The sequence below is a fragment of the Frankia alni ACN14a genome (assembly GCF_000058485.1).
Taxonomy (GTDB): Bacteria; Actinomycetota; Actinomycetes; order Frankiales; family Frankiaceae; genus Frankia; species Frankia alni.
In genome coordinates, this window is the sequence record NC_008278.1 from 4,117,549 (window position 1) to 4,130,722 (window position 13,174).

The following is a 13,174-nucleotide window of genomic DNA, read 5'->3' on the forward strand; positions in this document are numbered from 1 at the left end:
ACATTACCGCCCTGTGCGGGAGGCGTCGCGGCTGGTGCCTGTCCACCGTGCCGAGCATCCAGCCGCCGACCGCCGAACGACGAACGACGAACGACGAACGACGAACGACGATCCAAGTGTTCCGCGGAACCGCGCCACGGCCATCTCGCCCGCGCCGCGGGGCGGGGCAGGGCGCATGGGTCTACCGGGCCCCGGTTCACGTGACGCGGACAGGCCGCCCGATCACGATCGGCTACGCGGACTCAGTCGAGGCCGACCGCGACGGCCAGCGTGGGGCGGACCGGGGCGGGCAGCCATCCCACCGCGGCGCGGCCGGGCACCTGGCGCCAGCCCAGCCCGGGGGTCAGCAGGGTCAGCGCGCCCGAGCCGTGCCGGCGCGCCAGCGGGATGCGTTCCTCCCAGCGGGCGGGGCCCGCGGCGGTCGGCTGGACGACTCCGACGACGAGCTCTCCCGGCAGCGTCGCCGTGCCGGCGCCAAGCTCCCCCGCGCCCGCCGGCTCCCCCGACGTGACCACCAGCGTCGCGTCGATCACCGCCGGGCCGGCGATCGACGGGTCGGCGATCGACGGGTCGGCGATCGACGGGTCGACGCGGTCGCCGGCAGACGGTGTCACCGGGAAGATCCGGGTCTGCGCGCCCAGGCGCACGTAGGCGGCCGCACCGGCGGCGGAGCCGGCGGGCAGGCGAGCGGTCAGGTGTACCCGGATCCGCTCGCCGCTGACCTGGCGCAACGCGGTGAACGAGCCGTAGAAGCTGGCGGGGGCTGCCGGGTCGGCGATCTCGTCCGGGCGCAGTCGGTACAGCGCCCGGCCCGGGACATCCTCGGGCAGGGTCGCCGTCGCGGGGCCGAGGTCCGCCGCGTACAGCACGCGGCCGTGCAGGTCCGGCCGGTTGCGCAGCGTCTGGTAGGGCACCTGGGTGTACCGGCTGGGCACCTGGGGCGTCACGACGACCACCGCCGGGGCGGGAAAGCGGTCCGGGAGCAGGGCGGCGAGGAAGGCGTTGTGGTCGTTGACCCAGCGCTGCCCGTCGACCTTGCCGGGCACCGCCGACGCGGTGAGCAGGACCATCGTCACCACGACCACGCCGGCCGCGGTGGGCCGCAGCACGGCGGCCCACGGGAGGGCGGCGGCGGCCGACCACAGGCGGCGGGCGCCGTCCGCGGCGAGGATCAGGATCGGGGTCAGGGCGGCCAGGTGGTAGTGCGGGCCGAGCCCGTCGCGCAGCCCCGGCATCGCGAACGCCGAGCCCCACCAGAACAGATATCCGCCCGCGACCGCGACCACCGTCACCACGAGCAGCAGCCGCTGCGCCCGCCGCCGCGCGAGCACCGCCCCGACGGCGGCGAACCCGACCACCACCACGCCGCCGAACAGCCAGCCCGGCGCGGCGGTGCAGGTCTGCTCCAGAGCCCGCAGCGCGAGGTGGCGGGTGAAGGTGAACGTCGGCTCGGACGGCAGGATCCGCCGGGAACCGAAGCCGAAGCGGTCCAGCGGATCGGAGGCGGACAGCGGCATCCGCAGGGCGGAGCCCGTGACCAGCCGGCAGAACACCAGCAGCACGGCGACGAACGGCGCCGCGCCGAGGACCGCCCAGCCGACCCGCGCAGGTATCGCCCGCGGCTGGCGGCGTAACCGCGCGAGCGCGAACACGACCACCCCGGTCAGCACCAGCACCGCGTCGAAGGGGCGCAGCAGCAGCGCGAAGCCCGCGCCGGCCCCGCCGGCGAGCAGCGAGCTCCGGGCGCCGGTGCGGGCCCCACGCAGCAGCGCCGCGCTGGCCAGGGTGAGGGTGGCCGCGCCGCAGGCGTAGGCCAGCGGCAGCGCAGTGTGCACGACGACGAGCGGCGACCCGGCCACCAGGGCCGCGGCCAGTACCGCGCTCGCCGCGTCGTCGAGCAGCTCCCGGGCCAGCCGGTACGTCCCGGCAACCCAGCCGGCGGCGACGAGGGCCGGCGCGACCGTCATGGTGCCGAACAGCGCCTGCGAGGCGGCGAGCAGCGCCGGCCAGCCGGGCAGGTACTTGGTGAACAGCCGGCCGTCGTGCTCGCCCGTCAGCCAGGGCCGGAAGAACGGCTCCATCGTGGCGGCGTCCAGGGTGAGGTGCCCGTCGAGCAGCATCCGGGCCTGCAGGACGTAGGCGGCCTCGTCGGCGTCGCCGGAGCCGTCGCGGAACAGCGTCGCCTGTAGGACGAGGCTCGCCGTGAACGAGCAGACGCAGATCACGGCGACGGCGAGCGCCGGCCGCGACCAGGCCGCCCGGCCCGACCCCCGGTCCGACCCGCCGACCCGCCCGCCCGGGCCCGACGGCCACCGCAGTTGTACCCGCCGGTCCGGGGCGGACCGTGCCGCCGAGCTGGGCTGGCGCGGCACGGGCAGCGTCACCGGACCGGGGCTGCGCGTCGCCGGGGACGGGACGTCCGCCGCGGACTCGACCGCCACGGGCTCGACCGCCGACGGCCCCACTGCCGACGGCCCCACTGCCGCCCTGCGCGCCCGCGCCCACGGTGGTGAGCCCGCGCCCATCTCCCCCGCCCATCCCGTTCCGGAGCCGCACAACCGTCCCCGGAACCATCCATCCGTCGCCGGAACCGTCCATCCGTCCCGGACTCCATCGCGCCGGCCCCGGGTGCCGCTCAGCAGGTCGGCGGATCCCTCCCGCCGAGGTCGCCTTCCGCGGCGCCGACCGTCCCGTACCGCCTGCGCGGAATCGCGCCATCAGAGTAAAGCGCCCCTTTTCTGGATGTTCGCGAGGGGTGTCCGCAGCACCACGCCGTGTTTTCCAGCGGCCCCCTGACCTGCGGTGCCGAGGCCCCGGGGTAGCGCGGACGGCTCATTCCCGGGACGTCACGAGGCTGGCGGTGGCTGCGGGTGACCGGGCGCTGTCGCCGGCCGAGGTCAGGTCGCCGGCCGGGGTGAGATCGCCGGCCGGGGATCCGGCAGATCCGATGGACCTCCCCACCGGCCTCCACGATCTACGGCTGGAGGACCAGGCCTGCGGGTGGAGCCACGTCGACCACGAGACGGATCAGTCCGACGACGGTCGAATCCAGCCGCAGGGGTCGTTCGCGCGCCCGGCCGAGTCCAGCCAGGGCCTACCGCCCGCTACCAGGGCAGGGCGGCCGGCTGCTACTCGGGGCCGGCGTCCGACCACCAGGTGGTCAGGTCGGCAAGATCGAGCTGCTTCGACACCCCGTAGGCGAGAATGTCGAGGTCGGTGTCGGTCCAGATGATGATGTTCTGTTGGTCCGCGCTGACATAGCAGGCTCGACGGCCGTGCGGGTAGGTCTCGACTCCCTCACGGGGACAGCCTCCGGCGGTCAGATCCGACGCGTAGGTGTCGAAGACCTGGTTCATCGACGTTTGGCTGTCGTACTGGTAGTAACGGGCGTTGTCCGGGGTCATCGAGCCGCTCGGGAAACAGGCCTGCGACGCGAGGAGCCCGGAGGTGAAGCTCGTCTCCGTCTCGGAGAACTCCTGGCAGGTCGGTCGGAGATCGCTCGGTATGTGGTTGAGAAGGCTGTTCGCGCTCGTGTCCGCCGGGCTCGCGCTCTGCTCGCGCTGCGCTGTCTCGCCGTGGTCGATCCCGAACAGCAGCAGCCCTGCCAGCACCAGGATGGTGCCGCTGACGACGGACACGATCAGCGGGGCACGGAGTCGGGGGCCGACCCCCCGGCGGCCGGGCGCGGCCTGGAGCGCCGCGTCCAGCCGTTCGGTCGTGTCGTCGTCCAGCGCCTCCCGGTACCTCGCCAGGGCGTCGGGGTCGGCGGCGGCGGCATACCGGTACAGGTTGAGGTACCGGTTGGTCAGGTGGGGCTCGGCGGCACCGAGCTGCGCGAGTCGAGGCAGGATTTTGCGGCGGACCACCACAGCCTGCTCGAACACACCCCGGACGGCGAGACTTGGGGTGAGGTCCTTGCCGACGAGAAGCCTGTTCGTCGCGGTCAGAGCCGACCGGAGATCCGCGCACGACTGCCCGATCTGATCACCGGAGTAGGCCGTGGCGCGCACGTACGGGAGCAGGAGGAGTCTGAACGGCGCGAGATACTGGAACAGCCCGAGGACGAGCAGGACCGGCATCAACTGCTGGTGCCGTGCCTTGAGCGCACCGATATAGCGAGCGATGAGAAAGGTCAGCTGGCCACGGTTCTCGTCGGTCTGCAGGTCGGCGACGAGATCACCCTCCAGGATGATGATCCTGGTGCCCAGGTAGCTGGTCAGGCTCGTCGACCGCGCCGCCTTGTCGACCACGTACACGTCCACCGGTTTGCGGTAGTCCAACCGCTCACGGACGTCGGAGAGCACCTCCTGGAGCACCGGCAACGTCTGTTCGGTGACCCGGATGGCGTGGCCGAGCAGACGGGCCCGAAGGATCTGCAGAACGAGCCAGACCGCCGCGAGGACGAACAGAACGAAAAGCACGACCACGAGCGGAACAATCCAGCTGGTACGTTGAGCGGCTCGAACCAGAAGCATGATCCCAATGCCGAGGACCACACTCGCCGAGCCCAACGCGAAAGCCAGCCGCGACGGTTCAAAGGGGTGGCGAAGCGTCCGAAAAGATGGCGTCGACATGCCCGGCCCCCCCAGACCCGATCAGACCGGCCACGGCAGCACCTGCCGGAGCGGACAGTTCCCGTCGCACGCCCGCAGGCGGATCGCCGTACGGCTTCCGGTCCGCTGGCACCACAGGAGATTGTCACCTATAACGTACTACGCACCCTTGGTCCCGTGAGCAGAGAACCGGCCGGCGGGCGGGCGGCGCCGGCGGGGCACGGGGCGGTGACCGTCGCGCTGTCGGCGACCAGCGCCGCCCGGGCCGCGAGGATCCGGTCGACGCGGCCGGGGTCACCGCCGGGGTCACCGCCGGGGCCGCGCTAGTCGGTGGAGTCGGCGGAGTCGGCCGGTTCGATCGGCTCGACGGTGGCCGAGCGGCGGTGGTCGAACACCAGACTTGTGTGCACGTCGAAGACCTCGGGCCGGGCGGTGAGCCGGTCGATGACGAGGCGGTAGAGCCCGTCGACGTCCGGCACCGCGACGTGCAGGAGGAAATCGAAGGATCCGGTCGTGGAGAACAGGCTCACCGTTTCGGCGAGGTCGGCCGCCCACGCGCGGAAAGCCTCGATCACCGCTCGGGAGGGCGGTCTGACCCGCACGGATATCAGGGCCTGCACCGGCCTGCCGATCGCGGCGAGATCGACCTCGGCGCGAAACCCGCTGATGATGCCCCGCTCCACCAGCGAGCGCACCCGCTGCAGGGAGGTCGAGGGCACCACATGGGTGGCCAGGGCGAGATCCCGGTTGGTCCGCCGGCCGTTCTGCTGCAACAGGCGCAGCAGGGCCCGGTCGAGCTCGTCCAAGCCGATTCCCCTCGCCGTCAGGGCATTGATGACCCGCCCTCGGAGTATTTATTGCAGTCGCGACATCGTAGCAACATGTCCCGGTATCGGGCGGGTTGTGCCGAGTGCGTCTCGTCCGGGGAACCCGCGACCAGGGAAAACGCGGACGGAGCGTTTAGGCGATGTGCGCCGCCGGCACTTTCAGGCGGATCCGCGGCGTGGCGGATCGCGGCGGCGACGGCGCCGCGAGCGGCCTGACGGCGGACCGGTTGCCGCTGCCTGGGGCGGATGGTAAGCCCACAGAGGGTGGATGGTGATCGGCGGGGCCGCGCCCCCGCAGCCGCCTCCGGCGTGGGATCCGCCGTCGCCACCACGGCCCGTCCCGCGGCGGACCACCCACGCGTCCGCCGGTCGGCCGGCCGCGGACGGAATCCGACCCCTGAGGAGCACCCCGTGCCGCAGACCGTCCCGTTCGTCGACTATCTGGTCCTGGGCGAGCGGCCGCACCTGGTCGCCCGCGCATGCACCGGGTGCGGCGCACGCTTCTTCGACCGGCGCAATGCGTGCGCGAACTGTTTCGCCACCTCCTTCACGCAGGTGGACGTCCCCACCGAGGGGGAGGTACGCGCGTTCACGATCGTCGCCCACGCCGCCCCCGGGGTACCCGTGCCGTTCGTGTCGGCGACGGTGGACTGCGCCGGCACGAGCGTGCGTGCCAACCTCGTCAACGTCGAGCCCACGCCCGAGGCGGTGCGCCTGGGGATGAAGGTGCGCCTCGCGCTCACCCCGGTGGGCGTCGACCAGGCGGGCACCGAGGCGATCAGCTTCGGCTTCGAGCCCCGCCCCTGAAGGCCTCGGCGTCCCGGGAACCACCGCAGCCCTTCGGCAGGAACCAACCCTCCGGCAGGACCCAACCCTTTCGGCAGGACCACCCTTTCCGCAGGACGACCCTTTCCGCGGGCCTCCCGTTCCGCGGGACCTCCCTTTCCGCAGGATCACCCTTTCGGCAGGAGATGACGACATGGCCAGCGATGACGTGTGGATCCTCGGCATCAGCATGACGCGGTTCGGCAAGCACCCCGACTCCGACCTGATCGACCTGGCCGCCGAGGCGACCATGAACGCCATCGCGGATGCCGGGATCACCATGCGGGAGATCGGCATTCTCGCCGCGGGCAACCTGCGCGGCGGCGGCGGGATCGGCCAGGCCTTACAGAAGCAGGTGGGCCAGACCGGCATCCCCGTCTACAACGTGGCCAACGCCTGCGCGACGGGGGCGACCGCCGTCCGCGTCGTCCACATGGCGCTACGCGCCGGGGAGGCGGACTTCGGTCTCGCGGTCGGTGTGGAGAAGCTCGCCGGCGCCGGGTTGCTCGCCGGCGGCGAGCGGGCGGGCGACTCGACCACCTGGACGCCGCAGGGCCGCTTCGGCGCGGTCGGTCCGCTCGACGGGCGGATCGGCACGGAGACGATGCCCGGGGTCTTCGCCCAGATCGGCATGGAGTACGGCCACCGCTACGGCGGCACGAGCTTCGAGCTGTTCGCCCGGATCTCCGAGAAGAACCACGCGCACTCGACGCTGAACCCGCTGGCCTCCTACCAGCGCCGCTTCACCCTGGACGAGATCATGAACGACGTCATGATCTCCTACCCGAACACCCGGCCGATGTGCTCGGCGAACTGCGACGGGGCCGCGGCCGCGGTGCTCGTCACCGATGCCGCGCTGCGGACCCTGGCCCCCGAGCAGCGCCGCCGGGCGGTGAAGATCTCCGCCTCGGTGCTGACCACCGACCCGTGGGAGGAGGCCTGCCAGGTGCTGCCGAACGTCAACACGCTGACCCGCAACGCCGCGCGGCGCGCCTACGACATCGCCGGCGTCGATCCGGAGGACCTCGACCTCGTCGAGCTGCACGACTGCTTCGCCACCGCCGAGCTGGTCCACTACGACAACCTGATGCTGTGCCCGGAGGGCGGCGCGGTGGACTTCTTCCACTCGGGCGCGACCTGGCGGGACGGGTCGACGCCGGTGAACGTCTCCGGCGGGCTGCAGTCCAAGGGCCACCCGATCTCGGCGACCGGCATCGCGAACATCTGGGAGGTGGCGACCCACCTGCGCGGCGAGGCCGGCGACCGGCAGATCCCCGGGGCCCGCGTCGGCCTGACCCACGTGATCGGGCTGGGTTCGGCCTGCGGGGTGCACATCCTCGAACGCGCCGCCGCCTGACCCCCGGCGGACGCCGGGCGGCTCAGGGGCGGCCCGGCGGGGTGGCCCGGGGGCGCAGGCCGTCCATGAACAGGTCCAGCAGGCGCCCCGCCTGCGCGCGCTGGGCGGGTTCGCCGGCGGCGAGGGTGACGCCGGCGAGCCCGGTGAGCACGTCGACCGGGTCGACGTCGGCGCGGACGGTCCCGGCGGCATCCCCGGCGGCGAGCAGGGAGGTGACGGCGGCGACCATCCGCTTGCGGGTGTGGGCGAACGGATCGCCGCCGGAGGCGATGACGGCCCGCAGCGCGTCGGCCATCCCTCGCTTGGCGGTGGTGTAGTCGAGGAAGGCGTCCATCCAGGCGCGGAGGGCCGCGGCCGGCGGCAGGCGGCCCAGCAGCGCCGGCGCCGCGTCGCACAGCCGGCCGAGCTCGGCGCGGTAGACCGCCTCGACGAGCACCTCGCGGGTCGGGAAGTGCCGGTAGAGGGTGGCGATGCCGACCCCGGCGTCGCGCGCGACGGCCTCCAGCGGCACGCCCGGGCCACCTGCGGAGAAGGCCCGCAGGGCGGCGTCGAGGACCTGGTCGCGGTTGCGACGGGCGTCGGCCCGCAGCGGCCTGGTCCTGCCGTGCGCCGGCATCGCTCTCCTCCCCCCGGGGCTGGCGAGTGGCCGGGCGCCGGGCGGACCGTTGCGCGGCCAGCGAACGCTCGGTGACTGCGTTGCTAAGCGGAGGAGACTCCACCTAGGCTGGGCCTCGCGGCCGGGAGCCTCGCCCCCACCGGAACCGACCGAGTGTTCCGCAGGGCCCGCGCGCCCCGGCCCGGACGGGCCGCCGCCGTGGCCGTCCCGCCGTCGTCATCCTATCGGCCGGGCTTCCGCCCGGATCCGCCGAGCACACAGGAAGATCATTACTGTGAGCACTCTGATCACCACTCCGTTCTCCGCGACCTCGACCGCGGCCGAGGTGCTGACCGAGGTCGACCTGTCCGGCCGGCGCGCCGTCGTGACCGGCGCGTCCTCGGGCATCGGCGTGGAGACGGCCCGGGCACTCGCCGGCGCGGGCGCCCAGGTGACGATCACGGTCCGTGACCTTGACGCCGGTGCCCGGGTGGCCGCCGACATCACCGCGTCGACCGGGAGCGACCAGGTCACCGTCGCCCCGCTGGACCTCGCCCAGCCCGCCTCCGTCGCCGCGTTCGTCAACGGCTGGCAGGGCCCGCTGCACATCCTGGTCAACAACGCCGGGGTGATGGCCGCGCCGGAGACCCGCACGTCGCAGGGCTGGGAGCTGCAGTTCGCCACCAACCACCTCGGGCACTTCGCGCTGACGACGGGCCTGCGCCCAGCGTTGGCCGCGGCCGGCGGCGCCCGGGTGGTGTCGGTGAGCTCGAGTGCGCACCTGCGCTCCGACGTCGTCTTCGACGACATCCACTTCCTCGCGCGGCCCTACGAGCCGTGGGCGGCCTACGGGCAGTCGAAGACCGCCAACGTGCTGTTCGCCGTCGAGGCGACCCGGCGGTGGGCGGACGACGGCATCGCCGTCAACGCGCTCATGCCCGGCGGCATCCGCACGAAGCTGCAGCGCCACGTCACCGACGCCGAGCTCGACCGGCTGCGGGCGCAGAGCACCGCCGGCGCGGGCGGCGGAGGCGGCGGGGGCATCACCTGGAAGACGCCCGAGCAGGGGGCGTCGACCTCGGTGCTGCTCGCCGCGTCGCCGCTGGTCGACGGGGTCAGCGGCCGGTACTTCGAGGACTGCAACGAGGCCGGCCCGAACCAGCCGGGCACGCGCACCGGCGTGGCGGACTACGCCCTCGACCCGCGTTCGGCCGCGCTGCTGTGGGACGTCAGCCTCGCCACCCTGGCCGGCTGAGCTCACCCTGACCGGCTGAGCTCACCCTGACCGTCGACCGGCGGTCAGGGTGAGGCCGGCGGGGATGGCCGCGGGGACGCGGTCGGCGGACCCGATCCCCCGATCGCCGCGGGGGGGCTCGGCGAGTCGGTCGCGGTGGGGCGGGCGATGTCGAGGGCGACGGTCGACCCCCGGGGCACCTCGCCCGCTGCCGGGGTCTGCCCGACGACCGTGCCGGGCTGGCCGCCCCCGGTCCGGGGGTGCTCGACGACGGTGAGGCCGAGGTCGGTCAGGGCCCGCTCCGCGTCCGCCGCCGTCCGTCCGTGCAGATCGGCCACCGTCACCGTGTCGCTGGCCACGGTGATGGTGACGGTGCTGTGGGCCGCCACCCGGCTGCCCGGGCTCGGCGTGGCGGTGTCCACCTGCCCGGCGTCGGCGGTGGACCGGCCGGTGATGACCTGCTCGACGACGACGAGGCCTTCGGCGCGCAACATCGCGCGGGCCTGCGCGGCGCTCTTGTGGGCGACCTCGGGCACCGTGACCGTGCTCGGCCCCGTCGACACGGTCAGGGTGACGGTGGTGTCGCGGGCGGCCTTCGTCCCGGGCGTCGGATCGATCGCGACGACGGTGCCGCGGGCGCCGTCGTCGGCCCGGTAGGAGCGCTCGATCGTGTCGAAACCGAGCTCGCGCAGGCGGGTCTCGGCCACGGTGGCGTCCTGGCCGACCACGTTCTTGACGGTGAGCAGCCTGCCCGTGGCCGGCGAGGCGTCGGCGGGATCGGTCGTCGCGGCGGGATCCGCTGTGCTCGTCGGCGCGCCCGTCCCGGCGTCGCCGCCGTCACCGCGGGCGCCGCCGTCGCCGCCCGGTCGGGTGGCCGGCCGGGTGGTGGTGGGGCTGACGGGATGGACCGTGGCCGTTACGCCGGGCCCGGCGCCCTGGCCTGCCGCGGACGCGGTGGCGCGGGCGGGTCCGCCGTGGGCGTGCACGAGCAGTCCGATGACCAGCAGCGTGGCCGCGATCACGGCGCCGGCCACGGCCGTGAGCAGCCGCACCCGGCGCCGGTCGGCCGGGCCGCGATCGTCGGTGGGATCGGCGGGGCCCGCGAGCATCAGGTCCAACGGTCCGGTCGCCGGCTCTGGCATCACGGCGACCGCGGCCGGCGTCTGGTCCGGCTCCGTCGCGCCGGCTGCGGGCGCGACGCCGGCTCCCTCGCCGGGCGCGGGTTCGGGTCGTGCCACCGCCAACCCCGTCGCATAACCCGGCCTTCTTCCCGCCCCCGCCCCCGTCCCTGCCCCCGTCCCTGCCCCCGTCGCCGTCGCCGCGGAGCCGGCCCCCGACCTCGCCGCGGCAGCCGACCCGGACTTCGAACCCGCCGGGACCGGCCCGGACCCCGCCGGCGCCGGCGCGAGGCCGGATCCCGCCACAGCCGGCGCGAGGTCGGGCCGCGACCCCGACGGCGCCAGCCCCGACGGCCGCGACCCCGACGGTGGCGGCCCGGCCGGCGGCGTTCGGGAGGCGGGGGGCGACGTCGGCGGTGAGATGCTCAGGCCCGTCCGGGGCGGCAGGATGTCCAGCGGACTGGTGACGATCGTCTGTGCGGCGTCGCCGGGGCGCACGAGGCGGCGCAGCAGCTCCTCGGCGGTGGGCCGGCCGGCCGGCTCCCGGCGCATCGCGGCGCGCACGACCGCGGCCAGCGCCGGATCGAGGTCACCGAGCGTGGGGTCGGCGTGCTGGACCCGGCGTAGCTGGGCCGACGTCGGGCCGTCGCCGAACGGCTTGCGCCCACTGCCGGCGAAGATCACCAGGCCGCCCCAGGAAAAGATGTCCGCCGCGCTCGTCACGGTCTCGCCGCGGGCCTGCTCCGGCGACATGAACGCCGGCGTCCCCGCGACCCGGCCCGAGGGCCCGCTGGGCGCCTCGTCGCTGACCCGGGCCAGCCCGAAGTCGATCACCCGCGCGCCCAGCGGGGACAGCAGCACGTTCGTCGGGGTGAGGTCGCGGTGGACCAGGCCCGCACCGTGGATGGCGGTCAGGGCCGCGGCCACGCTGACCGCGACGCGTTCCAGATCGGCCGAGCCCAGCGGGCCGTGGGTGGCGACGGCGCGGGCCAGCGTCGGGCCGTCGACGAACTCGGTGACGAGGTAGGGCTGCCCGTCGGGCGGGTCGACGACGTCGAGGACCTCCGCGGTGCAGAAGCGGGCGACGCGGCGGGCCACCGCGGCCTCCCGCCGGAACCGGTCGCGGTAGCGGGGGATGCGGGCGACGTCCGCGCGGATGACCTTCACCGCGACCAGGCCGGTGTCGCGGCCCCGGCCGAGGAAGACGGTCCCCATGCCGCCCTCGCCGAGTCGACCGAGAATCCGGTATTCACCGAGTTCGCGCGGATCGCCGGGGCGCAGCGGGTCCGGGCGGGTGGCGAGCCCGGTCGTTGTTTCCCGCGGCTCGGTCACCTCGTCGACGTTCTCGCGCGCATCCACCTTTCCTCCCTACGGCCGAGCGAAAATCGGGCACAGGGCGCCTGCTGAATTGTCGGTGACGGCGCGCCCGCCCGGTCGTCCCTATCGGCTACTCGACAGCGTCGACGGCGCCGTTCCCTCGCCCGGGCTGGCCGCCGACGACGGCCCGATGTCACCGACGCAACTCCCCCGCGGGGGCCCCTACCTGGCCCGAAACGGCCAGCCACGCCGCCGGTGCGGGCCGACGGCGAGGACTGACACGGCGACCCGGGTGACCCCCGGCGGCCCCGGGGTGGCGCCCGCGGTACCGGGGCGGCGCGGACGGACCACCGTGTGCACCACCGGCCGTTCTCATCTCGCCGGCGGTAGACCGGTTGTCATTGTCCGCGCCGATCCCGACGGCCAACGCGGCGCATTTCCGCGCCTATTACCTCAGGTCCCGGCCGATCGGTGGAAATCTTGACGGGAATCACGGCCACACCATCAGCCGTAGCCGAACCGCCGGGCCCGGGCCGGCAATGGCCCGCGCGTCCCACGAACGGGCGGCCGGCGACCCGACATCGGGTACCCCCACCCGCTCAGCGGCGGCCGGTGGCGTGGCCGGCGATCAGCATCAGGGTCGTGGCGACGGACGCGGCGGCGGCCTGGTCGACACTGCGGCGGTGCTGGGCGAAGACGCCGTCGAGGTGGAACACGGCGTGCCCGTGGGCCTGGGCGAGGTGCTGCTCGACGAGGATCAGCGCGTCGCGGTAGCTCGGCACCCCGGGCAGGGCCAGCACCAGCGGGAGCAGCGTGTCGAGCAGGGCGCGGGTCTGCGCGCCGAGCTGCGGGTGGCGGCTGCCCGCGAGCCCCGGGGCGAACAGGACGTCCATTCCGGCGCGGCGTTCGATGACGAACCTGGTGTAGGCGCCGGCGGTGGCGGCCAGTCGTTGCACCGGATCGGCGCCGGCGGAGTCCGCGGCCGCGCGCACCTGCCCGGTGAGCTGGCCCGCCGCCGCCGCGGCGGCCGCCGCGAGCAGGCTGTCGCGGTCGGGGAAGTGCCGGTACGGTGCCGCCGAGCTCACCCCGACGCGGCGGGCGACCGCGGCGACCGAGAACGCCGCCAGGCCGCCCTCGGCGATCAGGTCGAGGGCGCCGTCCACCAGTGCTGCCGCCAGATCGCCGTGGTGGTACGAGGTCCGGCCCGGCTCCGCCATTGCCCCCTCCGGTCCCGACGCCTGGACGTCTGTGCACCATACAATCGAAGTGAGTGCGCTCTTACATTGTGGGACCGGGGTGCCGGTCCCCGGGGGCGTTCGCAGGTTTTCGTCCGCGTCACACCATGATC

At 74.2% G+C, this 13,174-nt stretch carries 9 protein-coding genes; 3 read left to right on the forward strand and 6 right to left on the reverse strand.

The features are described 5' to 3' along the window. Positions 1-242: 242 nt before the first annotated feature. From FRAAL_RS16805 to FRAAL_RS16815, 3 genes are all read right to left on the reverse strand, one after another. Positions 243-2,441 carry a DUF7846 domain-containing protein gene (locus tag FRAAL_RS16805; RefSeq protein ID WP_231861044.1) on the reverse strand — a complete coding sequence of 733 codons (2,199 nt, stop codon included), beginning with the start codon at positions 2,439-2,441 and terminating at the stop codon, positions 243-245. A gap of 687 nt (positions 2,442-3,128) precedes the next feature. Beyond that, entirely contained in the window at positions 3,129-4,421 is a 1,293-nt protein-coding gene (locus tag FRAAL_RS16810) for a M48 family metalloprotease (RefSeq protein WP_231861046.1), read from the reverse strand. Between the two features lie 455 nt (positions 4,422-4,876). Continuing rightward, the gene (locus FRAAL_RS16815) at positions 4,877-5,359 is read right to left on the reverse strand and encodes an Lrp/AsnC family transcriptional regulator (protein WP_011604981.1); all 483 of its coding nucleotides are present in this window, start codon (positions 5,357-5,359) and stop codon (positions 4,877-4,879) included. A 432-nt stretch (positions 5,360-5,791) separates the two neighbouring features. Between FRAAL_RS16815 and FRAAL_RS16820 the strand changes: the two genes are divergently transcribed. Together FRAAL_RS16820 and FRAAL_RS16825 are read left to right on the forward strand one after the other, a co-directional pair. After that, positions 5,792-6,187, forward strand: a complete 396-nt coding sequence (locus FRAAL_RS16820) for a Zn-ribbon domain-containing OB-fold protein (RefSeq protein ID WP_011604982.1) — start codon at positions 5,792-5,794, stop codon at positions 6,185-6,187. 172 nt (positions 6,188-6,359) lie between these two features. Continuing rightward, on the forward strand, positions 6,360-7,562 hold the full coding sequence (locus FRAAL_RS16825; protein WP_011604983.1) for a thiolase family protein: 1,203 nt from the start codon (positions 6,360-6,362) through the stop codon (positions 7,560-7,562). Between the two features lie 22 nt (positions 7,563-7,584). Here the strand turns inward: FRAAL_RS16825 and FRAAL_RS16830 are convergent, their stop codons facing one another. Then, positions 7,585-8,178 (reverse strand): TetR/AcrR family transcriptional regulator, encoded by a 594-nt coding sequence (locus FRAAL_RS16830; RefSeq protein ID WP_011604984.1) that lies wholly within the window; start codon positions 8,176-8,178, stop codon positions 7,585-7,587. Between the two features lie 274 nt (positions 8,179-8,452). Between FRAAL_RS16830 and FRAAL_RS16835 the strand changes: the two genes are divergently transcribed. Next, complete coding sequence (locus FRAAL_RS16835) at positions 8,453-9,412, forward strand: SDR family NAD(P)-dependent oxidoreductase (RefSeq protein ID WP_011604985.1); 960 nt, start codon at positions 8,453-8,455, stop codon at positions 9,410-9,412. Between the two features lie 44 nt (positions 9,413-9,456). Here the strand turns inward: FRAAL_RS16835 and FRAAL_RS16840 are convergent, their stop codons facing one another. Further along, complete coding sequence (locus tag FRAAL_RS16840; RefSeq protein ID WP_011604986.1) at positions 9,457-11,868, reverse strand: PASTA domain-containing protein; 2,412 nt, start codon at positions 11,866-11,868, stop codon at positions 9,457-9,459. 557 nt (positions 11,869-12,425) lie between these two features. Beyond that, positions 12,426-13,043 (reverse strand): TetR/AcrR family transcriptional regulator, encoded by a 618-nt coding sequence (locus FRAAL_RS16845; RefSeq protein ID WP_011604988.1) that lies wholly within the window; start codon positions 13,041-13,043, stop codon positions 12,426-12,428. Positions 13,044-13,174 lie beyond the last annotated feature (131 nt).